18 protein-coding genes are annotated in these 23,451 nt (G+C 71.8%); 5 read left to right on the top strand and 13 right to left on the bottom strand.

Going from position 1 to position 23,451, the window contains the following annotated elements; genetic code table 11:
- Window positions 1-19: 19 nt before the first annotated feature.
- Window positions 20-1,144, bottom strand: a complete 1,125-nt coding sequence (locus OHA98_RS08855) for a 3-deoxy-7-phosphoheptulonate synthase (RefSeq protein WP_266924044.1) — start codon at window positions 1,142-1,144, stop codon at window positions 20-22.
- 631 nt (window positions 1,145-1,775) lie between these two features.
- Here OHA98_RS08855 and OHA98_RS08850 point away from each other — a divergent pair.
- On the top strand, window positions 1,776-2,753 hold the full coding sequence (locus tag OHA98_RS08850) for a terpene synthase family protein (RefSeq protein ID WP_266924042.1): 978 nt from the start codon (window positions 1,776-1,778) through the stop codon (window positions 2,751-2,753).
- Between the two features lie 273 nt (window positions 2,754-3,026).
- Complete coding sequence (locus OHA98_RS08845; RefSeq protein ID WP_266924040.1) at window positions 3,027-5,348, top strand: peptidoglycan recognition protein; 2,322 nt, start codon at window positions 3,027-3,029, stop codon at window positions 5,346-5,348.
- Between the two features lie 3 nt (window positions 5,349-5,351).
- On the opposite strand, the gene OHA98_RS08840 is transcribed toward OHA98_RS08845, so the two are convergent.
- On the bottom strand, window positions 5,352-6,740 hold the full coding sequence (locus OHA98_RS08840) for a CdaR family transcriptional regulator (RefSeq protein ID WP_266924038.1): 1,389 nt from the start codon (window positions 6,738-6,740) through the stop codon (window positions 5,352-5,354).
- A 163-nt stretch (window positions 6,741-6,903) separates the two neighbouring features.
- Between OHA98_RS08840 and OHA98_RS08835 the strand changes: the two genes are divergently transcribed.
- Both OHA98_RS08835 and OHA98_RS08830 read left to right on the top strand, forming a co-directional pair.
- Window positions 6,904-8,397: a long-chain fatty acid--CoA ligase gene (locus OHA98_RS08835; RefSeq protein WP_266924036.1), complete on the top strand. Its 1,494-nt coding sequence runs from the start codon at window positions 6,904-6,906 to the stop codon at window positions 8,395-8,397.
- 172 nt (window positions 8,398-8,569) lie between these two features.
- Entirely contained in the window at window positions 8,570-10,030 is a 1,461-nt protein-coding gene (locus OHA98_RS08830) for a carboxylesterase/lipase family protein (protein WP_266924034.1), read from the top strand.
- 73 nt (window positions 10,031-10,103) lie between these two features.
- Here the strand turns inward: OHA98_RS08830 and OHA98_RS08825 are convergent, their stop codons facing one another.
- The 7 genes from OHA98_RS08825 to OHA98_RS08795 form a co-directional block, all read right to left on the bottom strand.
- Complete coding sequence (locus tag OHA98_RS08825) at window positions 10,104-10,319, bottom strand: EF-hand domain-containing protein (RefSeq protein WP_266924032.1); 216 nt, start codon at window positions 10,317-10,319, stop codon at window positions 10,104-10,106.
- Between the two features lie 106 nt (window positions 10,320-10,425).
- Complete coding sequence (locus OHA98_RS08820) at window positions 10,426-11,625, bottom strand: YncE family protein (protein WP_266924030.1); 1,200 nt, start codon at window positions 11,623-11,625, stop codon at window positions 10,426-10,428.
- Window positions 11,625-12,449, bottom strand: a complete 825-nt coding sequence (locus OHA98_RS08815) for a polysaccharide deacetylase family protein (RefSeq protein WP_266924028.1) — start codon at window positions 12,447-12,449, stop codon at window positions 11,625-11,627. The genes OHA98_RS08820 and OHA98_RS08815 overlap by 1 nt, the downstream gene beginning before the upstream one ends.
- Before the next feature lie 353 nt (window positions 12,450-12,802).
- Window positions 12,803-13,318 carry an ATP-binding protein gene (locus tag OHA98_RS08810; protein ID WP_266924026.1) on the bottom strand — a complete coding sequence of 172 codons (516 nt, stop codon included), beginning with the start codon at window positions 13,316-13,318 and terminating at the stop codon, window positions 12,803-12,805.
- Between the two features lie 250 nt (window positions 13,319-13,568).
- Complete coding sequence (locus OHA98_RS08805) at window positions 13,569-14,336, bottom strand: enoyl-CoA hydratase/isomerase family protein (protein WP_266924024.1); 768 nt, start codon at window positions 14,334-14,336, stop codon at window positions 13,569-13,571.
- Between the two features lie 89 nt (window positions 14,337-14,425).
- Window positions 14,426-15,676 carry an Ig-like domain-containing protein gene (locus OHA98_RS08800; protein ID WP_266924022.1) on the bottom strand — a complete coding sequence of 417 codons (1,251 nt, stop codon included), beginning with the start codon at window positions 15,674-15,676 and terminating at the stop codon, window positions 14,426-14,428.
- Between the two features lie 242 nt (window positions 15,677-15,918).
- On the bottom strand, window positions 15,919-17,145 hold the full coding sequence (locus OHA98_RS08795) for an Ig-like domain-containing protein (RefSeq protein WP_266924020.1): 1,227 nt from the start codon (window positions 17,143-17,145) through the stop codon (window positions 15,919-15,921).
- Between the two features lie 248 nt (window positions 17,146-17,393).
- Here OHA98_RS08795 and glgX point away from each other — a divergent pair, with 248 nt between their 5' ends.
- On the top strand, window positions 17,394-19,547 hold the full coding sequence (glgX, locus tag OHA98_RS08790; RefSeq protein WP_266927814.1) for a glycogen debranching protein GlgX: 2,154 nt from the start codon (window positions 17,394-17,396) through the stop codon (window positions 19,545-19,547).
- Between the two features lie 40 nt (window positions 19,548-19,587).
- On the opposite strand, the gene OHA98_RS08785 is transcribed toward glgX, so the two are convergent.
- From OHA98_RS08785 to OHA98_RS08770, 4 genes are read right to left on the bottom strand one after another with little or no spacing between them, the layout of a single operon-like run.
- Window positions 19,588-20,238: a response regulator transcription factor gene (locus tag OHA98_RS08785; RefSeq protein WP_266924018.1), complete on the bottom strand. Its 651-nt coding sequence runs from the start codon at window positions 20,236-20,238 to the stop codon at window positions 19,588-19,590.
- A 23-nt stretch (window positions 20,239-20,261) separates the two neighbouring features.
- Entirely contained in the window at window positions 20,262-21,551 is a 1,290-nt protein-coding gene (locus OHA98_RS08780) for a sensor histidine kinase (protein ID WP_266924016.1), read from the bottom strand.
- Window positions 21,552-21,586: 35 nt separating this feature from the next.
- Window positions 21,587-22,399, bottom strand: a complete 813-nt coding sequence (locus OHA98_RS08775; protein WP_266924014.1) for an ABC transporter permease — start codon at window positions 22,397-22,399, stop codon at window positions 21,587-21,589.
- Between the two features lies 1 nt (window position 22,400).
- Window positions 22,401-23,318, bottom strand: coding sequence for an ABC transporter ATP-binding protein (locus tag OHA98_RS08770; protein ID WP_266924012.1), 918 nt, complete (start codon window positions 23,316-23,318; stop codon window positions 22,401-22,403).
- Window positions 23,319-23,451 lie beyond the last annotated feature (133 nt).

Below are 23,451 nucleotides of genomic sequence, written 5' to 3'. Positions count from 1 at the left end.
CCCGGCGGACCCGGCGTGATCAGCGGGGCGGGTGCTGCGCCGCGGACTCCCGCCGCGCCGCGCGGCGCCCGCGCACCGCTGCCGCCAACGCGTCCAGCAGCGCCTCGGTCCGCTCCCATCCGACGCAGGCGTCGGTCACGCTCTGCCCGTACGTCAGAGTGTCGAGGGGGCCCGGCTCCTGGCGCCCCTCCCGCAGGAAGCTCTCCACCATCAGCCCGGCGATCCCCTCCTCGCCCCCGGCGATCCGCTCCGCGATCTCGACGACGACCGCCGCCTGCCGGTGGTGGTCCTTGCCGCTGTTGGCGTGGCTGGCGTCGATGACCAGACGTTCGCGCATCCCCGCTCCGGCCAGCACCGCCAGGGCGTCGCGGACGTCCTCGGGGCCGTAGTTGGGGCCGCCGCGCCCGCCGCGCAGGATGATGTGGCAGTCGGGGTTGCCGCTCGTGGAGACGATGGAGCCGCAGCCCTGTTCGTCGAGGCCGAAGAAGACGTGCTCGCCCGCGGCGGCCCGGCATCCGTCGACGGCGGGCTGCACGACGCCGTCGGTCGCGTTCTTGAAGCCCACGGGCATCGACAGGCCCGAGGCCAGCTGGCGGTGCACCTGGCTCTCCGGAGTGCGCGCGCCGATCGCGCCCCAGGTCACCGCGTCCGAGATGTACTGCGGACTGTTCGGCTCCAGGAACTCGCAGCCCACCGGCAGTCCGGTGTCGAGCACATCGAGCAGCACCTGGCGGGCGGTCCGCAGCCCGTGCTGGACATCGTGCGTCCCGTCCAGGTGCGGGTCGTTGATGAGGCCCTTCCACCCGAGCGTCGTGCGCGGCTTCTCGAAGTACACCCGCATCACCACACAGAGGTCGTCGGCGAGCGGGGCGACGGCGGCGGCGAGGCGCTGCGCGTACTCCCGGGCGGCGGCCGGGTCATGGACGGAGCACGGGCCGACGACCACCAGCAGGCGGTCGTCCTCGCCGGCGAGGACGTCCCTGACGGCGCGTCGGCTGTCCTGGACCAGCGCGGCGCGGGCAGGACCCAGCGGCAGGTCCGCGAGCAGGGCGGACGGGGCGATCAGGGGCTGGAAACCGGTGACGCGCAGGTCGTTGGTGCGCGGCGCGTCGGTGCGGGGGTGGCCCGTCGTGGGCGTGGTCATGGGGTGATCCTGTCTCTGTGCCGAGGCAGGGTCCCGGTCCCGCGGTGCTACGTCCGCATCACCCGCTACCAGCCGCCTCAACGACGAAAAGGCAGAGACGAACGTCTCTGCCCTGCTGGCTCCGGGTGCTCGGTCGGTGATCAGCGCATGTGACCACCGGCTCCACCCGGAGCCGGCGTAAAGCGCGGATACCACCCGAACAACGTAGACATGCGGAGGACCATAACACGAGCCGGGCCCACCCGTCCCGGGCTGCGTCGGCACTCCCGGAGATTCACCAACTGCTCATTGCCGTTCAGACGTTCGCGATGATCAAGCAATTTCGGTCACAAATAGGGTTCCCACACACACCTACAAGGGGTTGACTGGGGCTCACGCATGGTGAAGCGGTCGCCCCCACCGGCACGCGGAACCGGCTCCGATGCCCCGGCCCCCGGCGGAGTAAAGAGGACAGTAATGACCGCCCCACCTCGCACGGTGACCCTTTGGCCACGGCCGGAGGGCGCCCGGCGCACCCCCGCTCACCGAGTCGGCCCCATGCGCGATCACGAGATATTCCCGCTCGCATCGTTCACCCGTTCCGTTTCGACGAGGGGCACCAATGAGCCAGATCGCCTTACCGACGTTTCATATGCCGTTCAAGAGCACAGGGTGCAATCCGGGAATGGAGGAGACCAGGAAGGCCGCCTGGGAGTGGGCGGAATCCCATGATCTTTTCCTGGATCCGCCGGCCCGCAAGAAGATGCTCCGGACGCGTCCCGAGCTCTGGATCTCGCTGATATTCCCCACGGCTTCCCAGCGCCATCTCGATCTCTTCTGTCAATGGCTGTTCTGGGCGTTCCTGGTGGACGACGAGTTCGACGACGGACCGGCGGGGCGTGATCCCCGCATGTGCGAGGAGGCGATCGCCCGGCTGGTCGCCGTGCTCGACGGAGCCGCACCGCGCGGCCCCATGGAGCACGCCCTGGAGGGGCTGCGCGAGCGGACCTGCCGGGACCGGTCCGCGCGCTGGGTACGGCAGTTCCGGCGGGACACCGTCGCCTGGCTGTGGACCTACTACGCCGAGGCAGTCGAGCGGGCGGCCGGACAGGTGCCGAGCCGGGCCGACTTCGTGAAGCACCGCCGGGATTCGGTGGCGATGCAGCCGTTCCTGGATCTGCACGAGATCGCCGCGGGAATCGACCTCCCGGATTCCGCCCGCAGTCTGCCCGCCTATATCGCCCTTCGCGACGCGGTGACCGATCACTCCGGACTCTGCAACGACATCTGCTCGTTCGAGAAGGAGGCCGCGCTCGGCTACGAGCACAACGCCGTACGGCTCATCCAGCGGGACCGGGGATCCACCCTCCAGGAGGCGGTGGACGAAGCCGGGATCCAGCTGGCCCGGATCGCCGAGCGGGTGCGGCGGGCGGAACGGGAGCTGACCGAGGAGATCGCCGCGGCCGGCATCGGCGGGCGCACCCGGGCCGCCCTGGAACGCTGCGTACACGACTACCGAGGGCTCGTGCGGGGCGACTTCGACTACCACGCGCGCGCCGAGCGGTACACCCGTCCCGATCTGGTGGAGCCGGACGAGCGGGACTCGCTGTCCCAGTACTTCGCCGCCTGAGAGAGCCGTTCCGCACCGCACGGAACCGGACGTCGCTCGCAGGACCCGGGGAATCCCCGCCGAGGGGGCCCCGGGTCCCGCTCAACCGTGACCGGACCGAGTCCTGACAGGTCGGGACAGGGCGGGACAGATCAGAGATGATCGCATGGAAGACTGTTGAAGCGTATACATCCGCAGGTGACCGTCGGCAGAGCCGATCGAGCCGCTGTTCCCCCAGACAGCGCATCACCTGTCGGAACGCAGTTCCTTCCACCAACGTCCCCGGGGAATCACGTGAGAGCAAAACGAAGAATATGGGCCACGGCTGCCGTCACCACGGCAGCCGTGGCGGGTGTCCTGGTCTTCCAGGGGGTGACCGGCACATCCCCCTCGGGCGAGGGCTCCGACGCCAAGTCCGGTCCCGCACAGGTCGATGTGCGCAGGACCGCGCTGAAGGTGTCCGCGGACGGCGGCTCCGCCTCCCTGCGGCAGCCCGACGCGGAACCGTTCAGCCTGCTCGGCGTCACCTGGACCGACCCGGCCGCCAGGGTGACGGGTGAGGTCGAGGCACGTACCCGGTCCGCCGTCACGGGCAGGTGGACCGGCTGGCTGCCGCTCGACACGGAGATCGACGGTCGCACCGAGACCGGCCGCCCCGGCGTACGGGGCACCACCGAACCCCGCTGGGTCGGCCCGTCCAACGGCGTCGAGGTCCGCGTCAGCGCCGGGAACGGCGTGTCGGCGGGACTCCCCGCGGGACTGCGGCTGGACACCGTGGATCCCGGGAAGGGCTCGGCCCCGGCCGCGTACGCCGCCGCCGGACCGGCCGCCCACGTGGCCGCCGACCTCGTGCCGGCCGAGCCCACCGGTGACCCCGCGGCCACCGAGGAGCCGACGGAGCCGCCCGTCACCCCGCCGTCGCCCGATCCGGCGGAGACCACGGCCGCTCCGGATCCCTCCGCGACGACGGAGCCCCCCGAAACCCCCAGTGCCGAACCGGAACCGGACCCGACGTCCCCGGATCCGTCCGGGCCGGCCTCCACGGCGCCGTCCGTGACCGCCGAGCCGACGGCGGCGCTGCCGCCCGCCCCGCAGTCCACGGTCCCGCAGCCGCCGATCACCTCCCGGGCCGGCTGGGGCGCGGTCGAATCGCTCAACAGCGAGCAGCCGGACTACCTGGACAAGGTCAAGGCCGTCTTCGTCCACCACACCGCACAGACCAACAGCTACTCCTGCGCCGATTCGGCCGCCATCGTGCGCGGTCTGCACGCCTTCCATGTGCAGTCGAACGGCTGGAAGGACCTCGGCTACAACTTCCTGGTCGACAAGTGCGGAAAGATCTTCGAAGGCCGCAAGGGCGGCGTGGACCGGCCGGTCCAGGGCGCGCACACCTACGGCTTCAACCGTGACACCGCCGGTATCGCCGTGATCGGTATGTACACCGACACGAACGCCGCGAGCGCCGCGACCGCCTCGGTCGCCCGGATCGCCGCCTGGAAGCTCGGGCAGTACGGCGGAAACCCGGCCGGCTCGACGACGCTGACGGCCGGTGCGGCGGGCGGCAACTTCGCCGGTACCAAGTTCACCGCCGGGTCCGCGTACACCTTCAAGCAGATCTCCGGCCACCGGGACGGCTTCAACACCCAGTGCCCCGGCACGAAGCTCTACGGACAGCTCTCCGCCGTCCGCGCTCTCGCCGCCGGGCCCGTCACCGGTCTCGCCATCACGTCGGTGACCGGAGCGAGCGCCTCCGGCAGCACGTACTACACCAAGTCGAACATCACCGTCGGCTGGAAGGCGGCCACTCCCGCCGCCTTCATCACGAAGTACGAACTGCTGGTCGACGGCAAGGCCGTGGCCACCACCCAGGGCAACGCCGTATCCGCCGGGGCCGCACTCGCCGCCGGCAGCCACCGGGTCCAGGTCCGCGCCACCCACCAGTCGGGGAGCACCAGCCTCTCGGCCGTCGCGACCGTGGTCGCCGACCGTACGGCACCGGTCTTCTCCACCAAGCCGAACCTGTCGCTGCGCAAGGGCACGGTGAGCACCACGTCCGTCCCGCTGACGCTGAAGTGGAAGGCCACCGACGCGGCTTCCCTCAAGGAGGTCAGGCTCACCGCCCCCGTCGCGAAGACCTACGGCCCGGCCACCACGAGCGCCTCGCACACGGCGAAGCCCGCCGTGGCGACCGCCTGGAGGCTGACGGCGTACGACCGTGCGGGCAACACCGCGGCCGCCTCGGTCACCGGCACTCCGGTGATCCTCCAGGAGTCCGCGGCGAAGAAGTCCGGCACCTGGTCGACGAAGTCCTCCTCCAGCTACCTCGGCGGCAGGTCGTACGCGAGCAGCACCAAGAACTCCAGCCTGACCTGGACGTTCACCGGCCGGTCGGCCGCCTGGGTGGTCTCCCGGGCCTCGACCTCCGGTCAGGCGTACGTCTACGTGGACGGCGTCAAGGCGGCCACGGTGGACCTGAGGTCCTCCACCACCAAGTACCGCGAGGCGATCTGGACGAAGTCCTGGGCCTCCAGCGGCAAGCACACCGTCAAGATCGTGGTGGTCGGCACGACGGGCCGGCCGGCCCTCACCACGGACGGGCTCGTCTACCTCAAGTAGGCCTCAGGGAGGAGTTCCCTCCCAGTAGCCGTCGTCGGGCACCGGTTCGCCGCCGGTGCCCGACAGCGGCAGGGCCCGCAGGGCCAGTGCCCACCCCAGCCGGTCCTCACCCGACTCGGCGGATCCGCCGGTGAGTTCGGCGACCCGGCCGATCCGGTTGAGGACCGTGTTGCGGTGGCAGTAGAGGAGCTCGGCGGCCCGCGCCGCCGAACAGCCGTTGTCCAGCCAGATGCGCAGCGTGCCGAGCAGGGCCTCGCGTTCGGACGTGGTGTCCAGGACCGGGCCGAGGTACCGGGCGACGATCCGGTCGGCGATCTCGTGGCGCCCGGCGAGCAGGACCTCGGTCAGCCGGTCGTCGAACGCCGCCGCCTCGCCGCTCTTGGCGGGCAGCGTACGCAGCGTCTGCTCGGCCAGCCGCAGGGCGCGGCCGGCCCCGTCCAGCCGGTCGAACTCCGGGGACACCCCGGCGGTCGCCCCGGTCCGCTCGCGCAGCAGCTCCAGCAGCATGCCCGACTCCCCCGCGGCCAGCCGCACGATGCCCGCGTACCGCCCCGAGCGCGGCCGCCAGAACGACCAGAGGCCGTGCTCGTCCAGCACCGGTGCGGGATTGGGCGGGGCGGCCGGGTCCTGGGCCGCGACCACGATCACATACCGGTCGTGCAGCGGTACGCCGAGTGCGGCGGCGGCCGCCGAGGCGACCGCCGGGTCGGAGCCGCGCCCGTCGAGCAGCGCCTCGAAGAGGGCGACGCGCCGGGTGTCCTGGCGGCCCTGCATCTCCAGCTGGGTCAGCCGGTACGACTCCGCCATGACCAGGGAGTACCGGTCGATGGTCTCCCAGACGGCGCCCGCCATGTCGAGCTCCAGATCACGGCGGTCCACCCTGGCGGCCTCCCGGTGCCCCGGCCCCCCGTGCCCCGGCCCCCCGTGTTCCGGTTCCGGCTCCTGCGGGTTTCCCGGTGTGCGGCCGGTGCCCGCGCGCAGATATTCGGCCATGACCTGCCACATCACCCGGCCGCCGCGCCGGTAGGCCTGGAGCACGGTGTCCAGCGGGAGGTTCTGCTCGGCCCTGCGCCGTCCGGTCTCGCGCGCCGCGTGTTCGAGGTCGCCGCCGGTGGGCGGCAGCCCGCCGAAGTCCTCCAGCGCGCAGACCAGGTTGTCGCGGCAGATGCGCCACAGGTCCTCGCGGCTGACGAGGTTCTGCGCGGCGTACGTGCCGCTGTGCGCGTGGATGTCGTCGACGACCCGGTGGGTCAGCTCGTCGAGCTCCGGCAGCAGGGCGGCGGCGAGGGTGCGCCGCAGCGCGATGTCCTCGCCGCCGTCGGACCGCGCACTCCGCGGGTCCTGCGGGCTCGGGACACTCCGGGAACTCCGGGGGGCTGGTGCGGACGCCATGACAGCGAGATTAGGCGAATGCCGCGACGGGTGCACGACTGCGGGTGCCGCTGCCCAGGTGAGCGGGCTGGATGGTGGGCACCTGCACATTGTGCGGAGATACGGCGACGACCGATTCTGGGGGGCATCAGCCGTGTTGACGCCTTGTTTCCCGGAGCGTGCCATGTCTCTCACCGTCGCCTCTGTCCTGGGCGAGTCCGCCCGCCGGTATCCCGCCCGTACCGCCGTGGTGGACGGCGAGGTGCGGCTGACCTACGCGGAGCTGTGGGAGCGGTCGCTGCGCTGCGCGGGGGCGCTGCGGGCCTCCGGGGTACGGCCGGGCGACCGGGTGGCGGTGCTGCTGCCGAACTCCGCGGACTTCCTGTACGCGTACTACGGGGCGCTGGCCGCCGGGGCGACGGTGGTCCCGGTGCACGCGCTGCTCGTCGCGGACGAGGTGGCGTACGTGCTGCGGCACAGCGGTTCGGTGGCGCTGATCAGTGCGGGACCGCTGTGGCCGCTGGCCGAACAGGCCGCGCGGGCGGCGGGCGTACGGGGGCTGAACGGGGCTCCGGACGGTGAGCCGCTCACCGCCGCCGAGCCCGCCGGGGCCGAGGACATCGCCGTGATCCTGTACACCAGCGGGACGACGGGCCGCCCCAAGGGTGCCCTGCTGACCCATCTCAACATCGTGATGAACGCGTCCGTGATCACCACGGACCTGCTCCGTCTCGGCCCCGACGATGTGGTGCTGGGCTGCCTTCCGCTGTTCCACAGCTACGGCCAGACCTGTGCGATGAACGCGACGATGCGGGTCGGCGCGACGCTCGTGCTGATGCCGCGCTTCACCGGTGCCGGGGCGCTGTCCGCGCTGGCGGCGGAGAACGTGAGCGTCTTCATGGGCGTGCCGACGATGTACCACGCCCTGGTCGAGGCGGCGGCGCGGAGCGGGGAGGCGGCGGCCGGGCCGACCCTGCGGGCGGCCGTGTCGGGCGGCGCGGCGCTCCCGGTGGCGGTGCTGGAGCGGTTCGAGGCGGCGTTCTCGACGCAGGTCCTGGAGGGGTACGGGCTGACGGAGACCTCCCCGGCCGCGACGTTCAACCAGCCGGAGCTGGGCCGGCGGCCCGGTACGGTCGGGCATCCGGTGTGGGGGGTGGAGATCGGGATCGCCGACGCCGCGGTGGACGACGAGGTGCGGCTGCTGGCGGACGGGGAGACCGGTGAGGTCGTGGTGCGCGGGCACTGTGTGTTCGCGGGCTATCTGGACGACCCGGAGGCGACGGCGGCGGCGATCGTGGACGGCTGGTTCCGCACCGGGGACCTGGGCGTGCGGGACGAGGACGGTTTCCTGCGCATCGTGGACCGCAAGAAGGACCTGGTCATCCGGGGCGGGTTCAACATCTACCCGCGCGAGGTCGAGGAGGTCCTAATACGGCATCCGGCGGTCAGCGAGGTCGCGGTGATCGGGGTGCCGGACGAGGAGCGCGGTGAGGAGATCTGCGCGGTCGTGGTGGTACGGCCGGACGCGGAACCGGTCACCGGGGACGAGCTGATCGCCTGGTCCAAGGAGCGGCTGGGGCGGCACAAGTACCCGCGGATCGTCCGGTTCACCGAGCGGCTGCCGCTCGGCCCGACCGGCAAGATCCTCAAGCGGGCCCTGACCGCCACCGCGTCCTGAGCCCCGGCCACCCCGTCCTGACCGCCGCCCCGTCCTCACTGCCACCCGTCCCGGGCCCGGCCACCGCGTTCCGACGGCCGCCGCGCCGGAACGGGTATGTATCGGATCACCGGTCCACCCATCATCCGCACGGCGCCTCGGCCGTCGAACCGCGAAAGGGCTGATGCACACCATGTCCGATACCAAGGTGGAGATACCCCCGCGGGCGCACACCGCCCACGGCACCGTGCGCGGCACGGTGGAACACGGCGTGGCGGTCTTCCGGGGCATTCCGTACGCGGCGCCGCCGGTGGGCGCGCGCCGGTTCCGGGCCCCGGAGCCGCCGGAGCCGTGGCAGGGCGTCCGGGAGGCGGTGGCCTACGGGCCGACGGCCCCCAAGCGGCCCTACTCCCCGCCGCTGGACCAACTGCTGCCGGACCCGGAGGTGCCGGGCGAGGACTGGCTGAACCTCAATGTGTGGACTCCGTCGACGGAACCGGCCGGGCTGCCCGTGATCGTGTGGATCCACGGCGGTTCGCTGCTGCACGGCTCCAGTGCGGTGCCGGTGTACGACGGGGCCGCGTTCGCCCGGGACGGGGTGGTGCTCGTCTCGGTCAACTACCGCCTGGGCATCGAGGGCTTCGGGGTGTTCCCGGACGCGCCCGCCAACCGGGGGCTGCTGGACCAGATCGCGGCCCTGGAGTGGGTGCGGGACAACATCGCGGCGTTCGGCGGCGACCCGCACCGGGTGACGGTGGCCGGTGAGTCGGCGGGCGCGATAAGCATCGGGGCGCTGCTGGCCGCACCCCGGGCGGCGGGGCTGTTCCGGCGGGCGGTGCTCCAGAGCGGGGCGCCCACCGCGCTCTCCGTGGAGGCCGGCCGCGGCACGACGGAACTGATCGCGAAACGGCTCGGTGTCCCGGCGACGGCCGCCGCGCTGGCCGCCGTGGACCCGGCGGAGCTGCTCGCCGCGCAGACCGCGGTGACGAGCGGCGGATCACCGCTGACCGGCGGGAATTCCTTCCAGATCGTGGTGGACGGCGATCTGCTGCCGCGCCACCCCGCCGAGGCGCTGCGGGACGGCATGGCGTCCGATGTCGATCTGCTGATGGGGACGACCGCCGAGGAGTACCGGCTCTGGTTCGTCCCCAGTGGTCTGATCGAGAAGCTGGGAAGGTTCAAGCTCCGGCTCGCCCTGCTGAAGTTCAAGGTGCCCGCCGCCACCGCGCGCACCTACCGGGCCAACCGTCCGGGTGCCACGCCGGGTGAGCTGCTGGGCGCGCTCGCCACGGACCTGCTGCTGCGGGTGCCGCTGAACCGGCTGGCCGACGCCCGCACGGACGCCGCCGGGGCGACGTACCTCTTCGAGTTCGGCTGGCCCTCCCCCGTGCAGGGCCTCGGAGCCTGCCACGCGCTGGAGATCGGCTTCGTGTTCGACACCCTCGCCCACCCCGACACCGTGGCCCTGACCGGCCCGGACGCCCCGCAGGAGCTGGCGGACGCGATGCACGCGGCGTGGGTGGGGTTCGCCGCCACGGGCGATCCCGGGTGGCAGTCCTGGGACGCGACCCGCCCGGTCATGGGCTTCGGCCCCGGCGCGCCCGCGGTGGTCCTGGCCCCGCGCGACGACGAGCTGGGCGGCTGGCCCCGGTAGGCCCGCGGCGGCTTCGGGAGCGTGCGTGGGCGGCGACGGACCCCGGCCGGTGGGGCCGGGGGTCCCCCGGCGGTCAGGCCTTGTTCTGAGCTGCCCAGAACTCGTCGAAGGTGAGCTGTCCGTCACCGTTCACGTCATGGGAGTTGATGACCGCCTGTGCCACCGTCTCGGTGACATAGGGGTCGCCGAGCTGGGCCATCACGCTCTTGTACTCGGCTGCCGTTATCAGGCCGTCGCCGTTCTGGTCGAACCGCTCGAATGCCTTGCGCGCCGACTCGATGTCCGCCACTGTTCCGCCCCTTCGTCATGCCGACTGTCGAGGTCAGATTATCGGGCCGCCCCTGCGCCCCGTGCGGCGGGACGTGGCGGGGGCGGCCCGGGGCGCCGCGGCCGGATCAGCGGAAGATGCCGGTATGGCCCAGCGAGTAGCGGCCCGGCTGCGGGTACACGGCGAGCCCGTGCGGCCCGCCGCCCACCGGGATGCGGGCCAGCTGCTTGCCGCTGCCGGTGTCGATCGCGTACACCTCGGCGTCGTAACGGCCCGACAGCCACAGCACCTTGCCGTCGGCGGACACGCCGCCCATGTCGGGGCTGCCGCCGTCCGGCAGGTGCCACTTCTTCGTCAGCCGGTTCCGCGCGAAGTCGAAGACGGACACCGAGCCCTCACCCCGGTTGGAGATGTACATCTCCCGGGAGTCGCGGCTGACGTAGAGACCGTGGCAGCCCTTGCCGGTGGGCAGCAGCTTCGGGGCGGTGAACTTCTCCCCGTCCAGCACCCACATGCCGTGCGCCATCATGTCGGCGATGTAGAAGGTCTTCCCGTCCGGGGAGAGCTTGACGTCCTGCGGCATCGCGCCCGCCCGCGGCAGTTTCCGCTGCCCGACGACCTTCATCCGCTCCGTGTCGACCTTGAGGAGTTCGCCGGAGAACTCGCACGAGACGATGAAGTACCTGCCGTCCGCCGAGAAGTCGGCGTGATTGACGCCCGCGCAGGTCACCGGGACCGTCTTGACCCGGTCCATGGTCCGCGGGTCGCGGAAGACCAGCTCGCGGTCCATGGAGGCCATGACGACGGCGTACTTGCCGTTCGGGGTGAAGTAGAGGTTGTACGGGTCGGAGACCTCGACGGTCCGGCCGGTCCTCCCGGTGGCCGGGTCGATGGCGGTCAGGCTGTCGCCGAGGTCGTTGTTGACCCAGAGCGTCTTCATGTCCCAGGACGGCACCACGTGCTGCGGCTGGTTGCCGACCGGGATGGTCTCGATGACCTTGTACGTCTTCGGGTCGATCACCGACACCGTGTTGGAGCTGGTGTTGGGGACGTACACGCGGGGCGGGAAGTTCCTGACCGCCGGGGCCAGCCTGCCCGGCCGGTCGGCCGCGTAGATGTCCTTCGGGTCGAGCACCGGCGGCATTCCCGGCAGTGCGGGCGGGGTGGCGGCACGGACCGGCTTCGCGGGGGCGGCGGCCTCGGTGTTCCGGGCCCGGGGACGGTCCTGGTCGGCGGGCCCGGCGCAGCCGGCGAGCGCGGCCACGAGAAGGCCCCCGAGCAGTACGGCGGTGCCTGCGGTGGTGGTGGGGCGCGTGGTGGGAAGCATCAGGTCAGCAGCTCCGTGGTCGTCACCGCGCGCAGTCGGCGCCGGTTGATTTCGGCGAGGAGAAGGGGCAGCGCGGCGACGGTGTCCGCGTAGCCGAAGTGCAGGCTCACCACGGATCCGTTGCGGATCTCCCCGGCGACCTTACGGGTGACGGCCGCGACGCCGGGCGAGGTGAAGTCGAGGGAGTCCACGTCGTACGAGAGGACGTGCGGGTATCCGGCCCGGCGGGCGAGCCGCTGGACGAGCGGGGTGGCGTACCGGGTGCGCGAGGGCCGGAACCAGGTGCCGATGGACCCGGTGAGCCGGCGCAGCCGCTGGGCGCAGGCGGTGATCTCCGCGTACGCCTCGCTCTCGCTCATCGTGTTGATGTCGAGGTGGCGCTGGGTGTGGTTGCCGAGGTCGTGACCCCCGTCGAGGATCCGGCGGGCCATGCCGGGGTGTTCGTCGAGCCAGCTGCCGACGGCGAGCACGGTGAGGCGGGCCCCGGCCCGTTCGGCCTCGGCGAGTACGGCTCCGGCGACGGCGGGGTCGCCCTGTCCGTGGAAGGTGAGGGCGACGCGGGGCCGGGCCCGGGGGCCGTGGTCCACCTGGACCGGCTGCCCCGGGAAGCGGCGTGGGGTGGGGGCCGGGGCGTGGGCGGGGGCGGCGGCCGTGGAGGTCGCGGAGGTCGCGGAGGTCGCGGAGGTCGCGGAGGTCGCGGCGACCGTGGGGCGCGTGTCGCCCCGGCGATCCGCACAGCCCGCGAGGAGAGCGCCGGCCGTGAGCGCCGCGGCGCCCGCGCGCAGGGCACCGCGTCGGCACACCTCTGGTTCGCGACCGTTCATGGCCGACACAGTAGAGGCGGCGTGCCCGATATTTAACGATTGACCGATCCGATAGATGATCTATGAAATATCCATCGAATGCCATAAGAATTCACCGAATACCAGGCGAGTGACCCAACACACCTACGATTCACCCACCACCCATCCGCTTTTGGGCACTATGGGGCGAAATGCAACTTTGGCACCGGGGTCGCCCGTCTGCCATAGTCGGTGACACGACCCCCATTGACCCGGGCAAGGTCGTCACAAGCGGCCGTGAACACACCCCCCAGCTCACGGCCTCCCGCAGAAGCCCCCGCAGCGCCGCACCACGGCCGACCGGGGGCTTCTGCGCGTCACACGTGTCACGTGCGTCAGCGGTCGGCGATCCGCATCTCGAACCAGGTGGTCTTGCCGCGCGGCAGCAGATCCACCCCCCAGCGGTCGGAGAGCTTGTCGACGAGGAACAGGCCGCGCCCGCTGACGTCCATCTCGCGGACGGGCATCAGGCAGGGCAGCCCGCGCGAGGGGTCGCGCACCTCGATCCGGATCCAGCCGCGACGGCGCAGCATCCGCAGCCCGAAGACCCGGGCGCCCGTGTGCCGCACCGCGTTGCCGACGAGCTCGGAGACGAGCAGCACGGCGAATTCGGCGGTCTGCGGGGAGAGCGCCCATTGCCGGAGCATCACACAGGAGGTCAGCCGCCGCGCGGTCGCCGCGGATTCCGGCCGGGACGGGAGCCGGACCTCACCTTCGGTCGGATTTCCGTACAACTCCAGTGCCTTGAACGCCTGTTCGTCCTCGATCGTCGACGTCAAGCGTGCCGCTGTCGCGCTGCTGCGCGGTCGCGGCTGTTCCACACCCTCCAGGCCCGCCATGTCCACCATCATGGCCGCACCATGCGCCTTCCGGGGCCGTTCCGGGGGAATCCGCCCCCCGGAACGGCCAATTCCAGGCAGGCGGTTCGGCATATACCACAGGCAAGAGGTCCACCCCTTCAGCCGGGCTGACCTGCGGGGACGCTCCCCCTGTCGGGAATCGCCGCGCCGGAGCGCACGCGGGCCTTAAGGCTGCCTTAAGGCCCGCATAATCCGCCCGCACGGATGAACCACCGTCAAGGACAACCCAACTGACGTTCGGTCAGAGGAAGCTGGCCTTGCCCGGACCCTCTTCCACGAAGCTGCGCATGCCGCGCTCGCGGTCCTCCGTGGCGAACAGACCGGCGAACCAGTTCCGCTCGATGGTGAGCCCGGTGTCGATGTCGGTCTCCAGCCCGCCGTCCACCGCCTCCTTGGCCGCGCGCAGGGCCAGCGCGGGCCCCTTCGCCAGCCGGGCGGCCCATGCGTGCGCGTGCTCGTACACCTCGGCGGCCGGCACGACCCGGTCGACCAGACCCATCGCCAGCGCCTCGTCGGCCTTCACCTGCCGGCCGGTGAAGATGAGGTCCTTGGCCTTGGACGGACCGACCAGCCGGGCCAGACGCTGGGTACCCCCGGCCCCCGGGATCAGCCCGAGCAGGATCTCGGGCTGGCCGAGCTTGGCGTTGTCCGCCGCGACCCGGAAGTCGGCGCAGAGCGCCAGTTCGCACCCGCCGCCGAGGGCGTAGCCGGTCACCGCGGCGACGACGGGCTTGGGGATGCGGGCGACGGCGGTGAAGGAGTCCTGGAGCGCCTTGGACCGCACGATCATCGCCGTGTGGTCCATCTGCTGCATCTCCTTGATGTCCGCACCCGCCGCGAACACCTTCTCACCGCCGTAGAGGATCACGGCGCGCACGTCGTCGCGCCGGGTCACCTCGTCCGCCAGCTCGCGCAGCCGGTCCTGGACGGCGATGTCCAGGGCGTTCATCGGCGGCCGGTCCAGCCGGATCGTGCCGACGTTGTCGCGTACTTCCAGGGTTACGGTCATGGGAAGCAGGTTAACCAACGCTAACGCGAAGGGGCCCGGTGCTGTTGGTCACAGCACCGGGCCCCTTCACTTCTCCGTCCGCGGCGGACCTACTTGGTCCACTCCGACCAGTCCATGTTCCAGCCGTTGAGGCCGTTGTCCGGCGCGATCGTCTTGTCGTTGGAGTTCTTCACGATCACCACGTCACCGATGAGCGACTTGTTGTAGAACCAGGCGGCCGGGGTCTGGCCGTCGTAGCCGCCGCGCACATCGCGCAGACCGACGCAGCCGTGGCTGGTGTTGGACGTGCCGAAGATGCCCGAGCTGCCCCAGTAGTTTCCGTGGAGGAAGGTGCCGGACGTGGACAGGCGCATCGCGTGCGGCACGTCCTTGATGTCGTACTCACCGCCGAAGCCGACCGTGTCGCCGTTCATCCGGGTCACCTTGAGCTTCTCACTGATGACCATCTGCCCGTTGTACGTGGTCGTCGCCGGGGCGCCCGCGGAGATCGGGATGTCCTTGATCTCCGTGCCGTCCCGGACCACCTTCATCCGGTGGGTGCTCGCGTCGACCGTGGAGACCTGGCTGCGGCCGATGGTGAACTTCACCGTCCTGGACTGCTTGCCGTAGACCCCCGGCCGTCCCTCGACGCCGTCGAGGTTGAGCTCCACGGTCACCTTGGTGCCCGCGGCCCAGTAGTTCTCCGGGCGGAAGTCGAGGCGGTCGTTGCCGAACCAGTGGCCGGCGATCTCGACGGCCGGCTCCGATGTCACCTTGATCGCGTTCTTCACGGCGTCCGGGTCCGTGATGCCCCGGGTGAAGTGGATCGACACCGGCATCCCGACGCCGACGGTCGAACCGTCCTCCGGCGTGTACTGCCCGATGAAGGTGTTCTGCGGAACCAGCGTGGTGAACGACGTGTCCTTGGCCGACTCACGGCCCTTCTCGTCCTTGGCCACCGCGTGCACCGTGTACTTGGTGGCAGCGGCCAGATGCCGCTCCGGCGTCCAGCTGGCCCCGTCGGCGGCGATCTTGCCCTCGACCGCGTTGCCCTTCGGGTCGGCCACCTTCACCGTGGTCAGCTTGCCCTGTTCGGCCGCGACCTTCAGCGCTCCGCTGGTCGCCACGGACTCGGCACCGTCCTTCGGCGCGACGGTCACCACCGCCTGCGAGGCGCTGGTGTCCTCGGCCTTCCCGCCGTCACCCGAGCCGCCCTTGCCCCCCGCGGTGTCCCCGCCGCCGCATGCCGTCACCAGCAACAGCAGCGCACCCAGTACCAGAGCCAGGAGTCCCGGGCCCCCGCGCCCGCGCCGTCCCCTGCCCGCCCCGGCCGATGCCCCCGATATCGGCTGCCCGTTCAATGTGGTCGTCTCCCCTCGCACGGCCTGGCCCCGCCATGGCCCGCACCCCCGCGCGCTGTTCGTGCACGCATTGCGCAAGATAATCACACCGGGAGTGGGAGGTCTGTGCCTCGAATGTCACCGTTCAGTCCCAACCCGTCCGGGACCTGCGCAGGTGGTGCGGGGTGCCGGGTTCGGCGGGCGGGCCGGACCGGGACGCCGGCCCCGGACCGGGCCGGAGCCGACGCCGTACCGCCCGGGGATCAGCGCAGGGCCGAGCCCGCCTTCCACTGCTTCCAGCCGAGGTTCCAGCCGCCGAGACCGTTGTCCGGAGCGACCTTCCTGTCGCGGGAGTTGATCACCTCGACCACATCCCCGATGAGCGTCCGGTCGAAGAACCAGCCCGCCGGGGTGTCGCCGCTGCCGCCCTTCACATCGCGCAGCCCCACACAGCCGTGACTGGTGTTGACCTCGCCGAACGTGTCGTGCGACGCCCAGTAGTTGCCGTGCAGGAAGGTGCCCGACTCGGTGAGCCGGATGGCGTGCGGCACGTCCTTGATGTCGTACTCACCGCCGAAGCCGACCGTGTCACCGTTCATCCGGGTCACCTCGTGCATCTCGGTGACCACCATCTTCCCGTTGTACGTGGTCGTCTTCTCGGCGCCCGCGGAGATCGGGACGGTGCTGATCAGCTCCCCGTCGCGGCGTACCTCCATGGTGTGCTCCTCCGCGTCCACCAGGGACACCTGGGACCGGCCCACCGTGAAGGCGACCTTCTTGTCCTGGCTGCCGTACACACCGCGGGCACCCTGCACATCGCGCAGCCCCACGTCCACGGTGACCTCGGTGCCGGGCTTCCAGTAGCCGGCGGGGCGGAAGTCGAGGCGGTCCTTGCCGAACCAGTGGCCCACGACCTCCACCGCCGGTTCGGCGGTGATCCGGATGGCCTTCTCAACCGCGGCCCGGTTCGTGATCGGCCGGTTGAAGGAGAAGGAGACGATCATCCCGGTCCCGACGGTGGACCGGTTCTCCGGCTTGAAGTAGCCGATGAAGCGGTGTTCGGGGATTCCGGTGGTGAAGGTGGTGTGGCGGGCCGAGCGGCGTCCCTCGCCGTCCACGGCCACCGCGTCGACGCTGTACTTCGCGGCCGGCCCGATCCGGACCGCGCCGGGCTCGGGAGCCCAGGACAGCCCGTCCCGGGAGATCCGGCCCGCCACCTCCTCCCGCTGCGCGTCCTCGATCCGCCGCACCTGCACGCTCTCCAGGTGCCCGTCGGGAATGGTCACCTCGATCCGGGTGTCCGCCCCGACATCCTTGGCACCGTCCGCGGGGACGATCCGGATCGAGTCGTCCGGCGTACGCGGCTTGCCGTTGAGGACGGCGGGTGTTCCGTCGGTGCAGCCGGTCAGTACGGCCAGCACGGTGAGTAGTCCTGCCCATGTCAGCACGGCGGCCGAACCCGCCCGTGCTCTCTTCGCTTCGTGGTTCACGCCTCCCCCAACGACCAGGGCCGGTCGGGGGAAACGTGGGCGCGCAGACGGCCCCGAGGGCTGCCCCCGTCGTCCCCTGGGAAGAACAGGGGGGGAGCACCGCACCGGGAGGGCCGCGGCCGGGACGCCGCGCGCCCTCCCTCCGGTACCCGTCCGTACGAGCCGCAGGAGGCCGACAGGTGTCGAGCGCAGCCGAGCGGGAGACCGCGCGGGAACCGGCCGGGGAGCGGGAACGGGCCGGGGACGGGGTGGCGGCCCCCGCCGTGTGGCCCGGTGCGTCCATGCCGCTCGGGGCCCGCTTCCGGGTCGGCCCCGACGGGGTGGCGGGCACCAACTTCGCCCTCTGGGCCGGCGGTGCCGAGGCCGTCGAGCTCTGCCTCTTCGACGAACGCGGGACCGAGACGCGCCGCCCGCTGACCGAGCTGACCCATGAGATCTGGCACGGCTTCCTGCCGGGCGTACGGCCCGGACAGCGCTACGGCTACCGGGTGCACGGCCGCTGGGACCCCTGGACCGGGGCCCGCTGGAACGCGGCGAAACTGCTCCTCGATCCGTACGCCCGCGCGGTGGACGGCTCCTTCACCCTTCCGGCCGAGGTGTACGGCCATGTGCGGGACTGGCCGCACCAGCAGGTCGCCGACACCGTGCGCGACGACCGGGACTCCGCCCCCTTCGTCCCCAAGGGGGTCGTCGTCCATGACGACGACGACTGGGTGGAGGACCGCCGCCCCAAGACGCCGTGGGCGGACTCCGTCATCTACGAGCTGCACGTACGCGGCTTCACCAAGCTGCACCCCGGCATCCCGCCGGAGCTCCGGGGCACCTACGCCGGTCTCGCGCACCCGGCGGCGACCGGCCATCTGCGACGGCTCGGGGTGACGGCCGTCGAGCTGCTGCCGGTGCACCAGTTCGCGCACGAGGACCATCTGCTGCGGCGCGGGCTGCACAACTACTGGGGCTACAACTCCATCGGCTACTTCGCCCCGCACGCCGGGTACGCGGCGAGCGGTACGGCGGGCCGGCAGGTGGGCGAGTTCAAACGGATGGTGCGCGCGCTGCACGACGCCGGGATCGAGGTCATCCTCGACGTGGTCTACAACCACACGGCCGAGGCCGGGGAGCTGGGCCCGATGCTGTCGCTGCGCGGCATCGACAACCGCGGCTACTACCGCCTCCAGCCCGACGCCCGCAGATACGCGGACTACACGGGGTGCGGCAACACCCTGCACGTCGTACAGCCCCAGGTGCTGCGGCTCATCACGGACTCCCTGCGGTACTGGGTCACGGAGATGGGTATCGACGGCTTCCGTTTCGACCTGGCGGCGGCGCTGGCCCGTTCGATGCACGACGTCGACATGCTCTCCCCGTTCCTCGCGGTGATCGCCCAGGACCCGGTGCTGCGCCGGGTCAAGCTGATCGCCGAACCGTGGGACGTCGGCAGCGGCGGCTACCAGGTGGGCGCCTTCCCGCCCCTGTGGACGGAGTGGAACGACCGCTACCGCGACGCCGTGCGGGACTTCTGGCGCGGTGCCCTGCCCGACGTACGGGATCTCGGGTACCGGCTGACCGGATCGAGCGACCTGTACGCCTGGGGCGGCCGGCGGCCGTACGCCTCCGTCAACTTCGTCACCTCGCACGACGGCTTCACCCTGCGCGACCTGGTGAGCTACGAGCACAAGCACAACGAGGCCAACGGCGAGGGCAACCGGGACGGCACCGACGACAACCGCGCCTGGAACTGCGGTGCGGAGGGCGAGAGCGACGACCCGGACATCAACGCCCTGCGCCGCCGCCAGCTGCGCAACCTCCTCACCACGCTGCTGCTCTCCACCGGTGTCCCGATGCTGGTGGCGGGCGACGAGATGGGGCGTACACAGGGCGGCAACAACAACGCGTACTGCCAGGACAACGAGGCCGGCTGGCTGGACTGGTCACTGCTGGAGGACCCGCGGTGGCGGGAGCTGACCGAGCTGACGGCGCGGGTGCTGGCGCTGCGCCAGGCCCACCCGGTCCTGCGCCGCCGGGCGTTCTTCGCCGGGCGCCCGCAGGCACCGGACGGGCTGCGGGACCTGGCGTGGTTCACCCGGGACGGTACGGAGATGACGGAGGCCGACTGGTACGCACCGGCCTCGGCACTCGCGCTCTTCCTCTCCGGCCGCGACATTCCCGGCCGGGACGCCCGGGGCGAGCAGGTCACCGACGACAGCTTTCTGACGGTCCTGCACGCCGGTCAGGAGGCGATCCGCTTCCGGCTGCCGGGGCCGCCCTGGGGGGCGGGCTACGAACTGCTCCTGGACACCTCGCGGGAGGACCAGTCGGCCGCGCCCGGCACGGTCCACCCGGGCGGCGCGGAGGTGACGGTACCGGCGCGCTCGGTGCTGCTGCTGCGGGTGACCGGGTAAGGGCGAGACGGCGTGGGGCGAGACGGCGAGAGGCGGGCGGTCAGCCGAGGATGCCCCGGTCGTAGCCCACGGCAACGGCCGCGGCCCGGTCCTTGGCGCCGAGCTTGGCGAAGACATGGGTCAGATGGGTCTTCACGGTCGCCTCGCTGATGAACAGTTCGGCGGCGATCTCCCGGTTGGTGGTGCCCCGCGCCACCAGGGCCAGCACCTCGCGTTCCCGGGCGGAGAGGGAGTCGTCGACGGGGGCGGCGGGGGTACGGACCCGGGTCATCAGCCGGGAGGCGACGGCGGGCGACAGGACGCTGCGGCCGTCGGCGGCGGCCCGGACGGCGGCGAACAGCTCCTCGCGCGGGGCGTCCTTGAGCAGATAGCCGGTGGCGCCCGCCTCGATCGCGGGCAGCGTGTCGGAGTCGGTGTCGTACGTCGTGAGGACGAGGACCCTGCAGCGGGTGCCGCGCCGGGTCAGCTCGGCGATGGCCGCGACCCCGCCGCCGCCCGGCATCCGCAGGTCCATCAGGACGACATCGGGGTCCAGGCGGACGGCCAGGGCGACGCCCTCGGGCCCGTCCCCGGCCTCCCCGAGGACCCGGAAGCCCGGGGCCGACGCGAACATGCCGCGCAGACCGTCGCGTACGACGGGGTGGTCGTCGACGACGATGAGTGTGATGACGCGTGCGGATTCCTCAGTCATGGCAGGCCGAACGGTACGCGTGATCACCCCTGGCGGACCAGGGGCAGCCGCGCGGAGACCGCCGTACCCCGGCCCGGTCCGGACTCCACGTCGACCGAACCGGCGACCCGTTCGGCGCGCGCCCGCATGCCGCCGAGGCCGAATCCGCCGGTGCGGCCCGCCGGGGGCACGGCGTCCGGGTCGAAACCGCGTCCGTCGTCCCGGACGTCCAGGGCGAGTTCGTCGTCCATGAAGGACAGGGTGACGCCCACCCGGCCCGCCCCGGCGTGCCGCCCGGCGTTGGCGAGGGCCTCGCCCGCGATGCGCACCAGGGTGGCGGCGATCTCGTCGTGGACCGGCTCGACGGTGCCGGTCACGGTGAAGTCGGCCCGGACCCGGTGCTGCCGGCCCCAGTCGGCCACCATCCCCTTCAGCGCGCCCACCAGGTCGTCGTGGTCGAGGGCGGCGGGGGCCAGATTGTGGACGGAGCGCCGGGCCTCGCCGAGGCTGTGCCGGGCGAGCCCGACGGCCCGGTCGAGGTGGACGCGGGCGGCTGCCGGGTCGCTCTCCGCGAGGGAGGTGACGACCTGGAGCTGGGCGATGATGCCGGTGAGGCCCTGGGCGAGGGTGTCGTGGATCTCGGCGGCGAGCCTGCGGCGTTCGTCGTCGACCCCGGCCTCACGGGCCTGGACGAGGAGTTGGGCGTGCAGGGCCGCGTTCTCGGCCATGGCCGCCTCCAGCCGGAGGTTGGTGCGCTCCAGTTCGGCGATGGTCTCGGCCTGGATCCGGGCCTTCTCCGCCTCCTTGGCCCCGACGTTGCTGAAGAACTCGACCAGCGAGGCGTTGAGGACGAACAGCGCCCCGAAGGCGACCCAGTTCAGCAGGGAGGCGGGCGGCAGTCCCCCGCTCTCCGAACCGGCCATGGTGACCGCGGTGGCGAACAGCCCGACACGGAGCAGCCGCTTGGGGAGCAGGGGTTCGACGTCGAAGTAGCCGAGGCCCGCGTAGATCGAGAAGAAGGGGTTGAGCCAGCTCAGCGCGAAGGCGAGGACGGTGCGCAGGGCGTAGTAGACCTGACCGGCCGGGGCGCCGGGGGCGGTGCGCGGGCGGACACGGCCCCACCAGAACTGAAGGGCGTACGCCGCCGCGACCAGCACCCCGGCCACGTACATCTCGGTACGGGTCATGATCAGGCCGGCCGCGACGGCCGCGACGAGGGTGGCGAGGGTGAGGATGGCGTAGGAGCCGTAGCGGTAGAACTGCTCCCAGCGCTGGTCGGCCCGGTTCGGACCGCCCGCTCCGGGCATGTTCGGGGTACGGAGCGCCTGCGTCATGCGCACAGTCTCCCCCGGGCGCCCGGTACCCGTCACTACTCCCACCGGAAGACGCGGCTGGCCGTGAAGCTCAGCACCACGGTCCACAGGGCGACGGTCCCGAGGTGGGCCCAGCTCGGCCACTGACCGGAGACCGCCTGGTCCAGGGCCTGGGAGGCGGCGCCGAGCGGGGTGATCTCCACGATACGGCGCAGAGTGCCGGGCATCGTCTGGACCGGCAGCCACACCCCGGCGGTGAACATCATCACGAGGTAGGAGACCGACCCGACCGCTCCGGCCGCCTTCGTCGTGCGGGACAGGGCGCTGATCGTGGCGCCGAGGGCCAGCACACCGGCGACGGCGAGCAGCAGCGCCAGTGTGTATCCGGCGAGTTGTCCGGGCAGCCGGACGCCGTAGGCGAGCCGGCCGACGGCGAGGGCCATGGCAGCCGAGCCGAGCGCGGCCGCTCCGTGCAGCACGATCTGGGCGGTGAGCAGGGCGGACGGCCGCACAGGCGTGGTCGACATCCGGCGCAGGATGCCGCGTTCGCGGTAGGTGGTGAGCACCGGGGGCATGGTCTGGATCCCGGCCATGATCATGGCGAGCAGGACGGAGACCGGGACGTACAGGTCGATGACGCGGCGTCCCCCCAGGTCGTCCTGCGCTTCCATGAAGGGCGGGACGAAGCCGAGGACCACCAGGAGGGCGGAGGGGAAGGCCAGGGTCCAGAAGAGACCGCCCGGTTCGCGGAGGAACAGCCGGGTCTCGGCCCTCAGGACGGCGCGTGCGGATCCGCGGCGCCGGGCGACGGTCCCGGTGCCGGCGGGAGCGGGGGCCGGGGTGTCCCGGGTGGTGGGCGCGGTGGTCATGTCAGGCGTCCTGTCCGGTGAGGTCGAGAAAGGCTTCGTCGAGGGTGGTTTCGGTGACCCGCAGCCGGTGGGCGGTGATGCCGAGCCCGGCCAGCAGCGAGATGAGCGGCGTGACGGTGTCGTCGGTGGCGTGCAGGACGACGGTGCCGTCGCCGTCCGGGGGCGTCACGGACGCGACGCCCTGCAGCCCGGCGAGGTCCGCGAGCTCCGGTCCGGTGAGGGCGCGGGTGGGGACGAAGGAGACGACGGTGGAGCCGGTGGCCTGCCGGACGAGTCCTGACGGGGTGTCCAGGGCGACGACGCGGCCCCGGTCGATGACCGCGATCCGGTCGCAGAGGCGCTGGGCCTCCTCCATGAAGTGGGTGACGAGCAGGACGGTCACCCCGCTCTCGCGGATGTCCTCGATGAGCTTCCAGGTGTCTCGCCGGGCCCGTGGGTCCAGACCGGTGGTCAGCTCGTCGAGGACGACGACCCGGGGGTTGCCGATCAGGGCGAGCGCGATGAACAGCCGCTGCTTCTGGCCGCCGGAGAGCTTCCCGAAGCGGGTGGTGAGCCGGTCCTCCAGGCCGAGCCGCCCGACGAGTGGCCGCCAGTCGGCGGGGGCCGGGTAGAACGCGCTGTAGAGCTCCAGCGCTTCGCGCACGGTGAGCCGGGCCTGGAGTTCGCTCTCCTGGAGCTGGGCGCCGAGGAGCCCGGTCACCCGGTCGTGGTCGGCGACGGGGTCGAACCCGGCGACCCGGACCGTACCGGCGTCGGGGACGCGCAGTCCCTCCACGCATTCGACGGTGGTGGTCTTGCCCGCGCCGTTGGGACCGAGGATCCCGAAGATCTCCCCCTCGTCGACGCGGAAGCTCACCCCGTCGACCACGGGCCGCCCCCCGTACGCCTTGTGCAGTCCGTTCACTTCGATGATCGCCATGACCACAAGGATTCCGGCGGGCGGGGTCCGGCGGTATCGGCCGGACCGCTCGAACCGGCATCAGCCGATCGGTTGATGCCGGGCTACGACCTCCGGGCCGGTGACGTCGGTCGGAAATCCACAGGACCGATGT

This window comes from Streptomyces sp. NBC_00654, assembly GCF_026341775.1.
Taxonomy (GTDB): domain Bacteria; phylum Actinomycetota; class Actinomycetes; order Streptomycetales; family Streptomycetaceae; genus Streptomyces.
The sequence above is the reverse complement of the archived record's forward strand: the minus strand, read 5'-3'. Positions and strand labels throughout refer to the sequence as shown.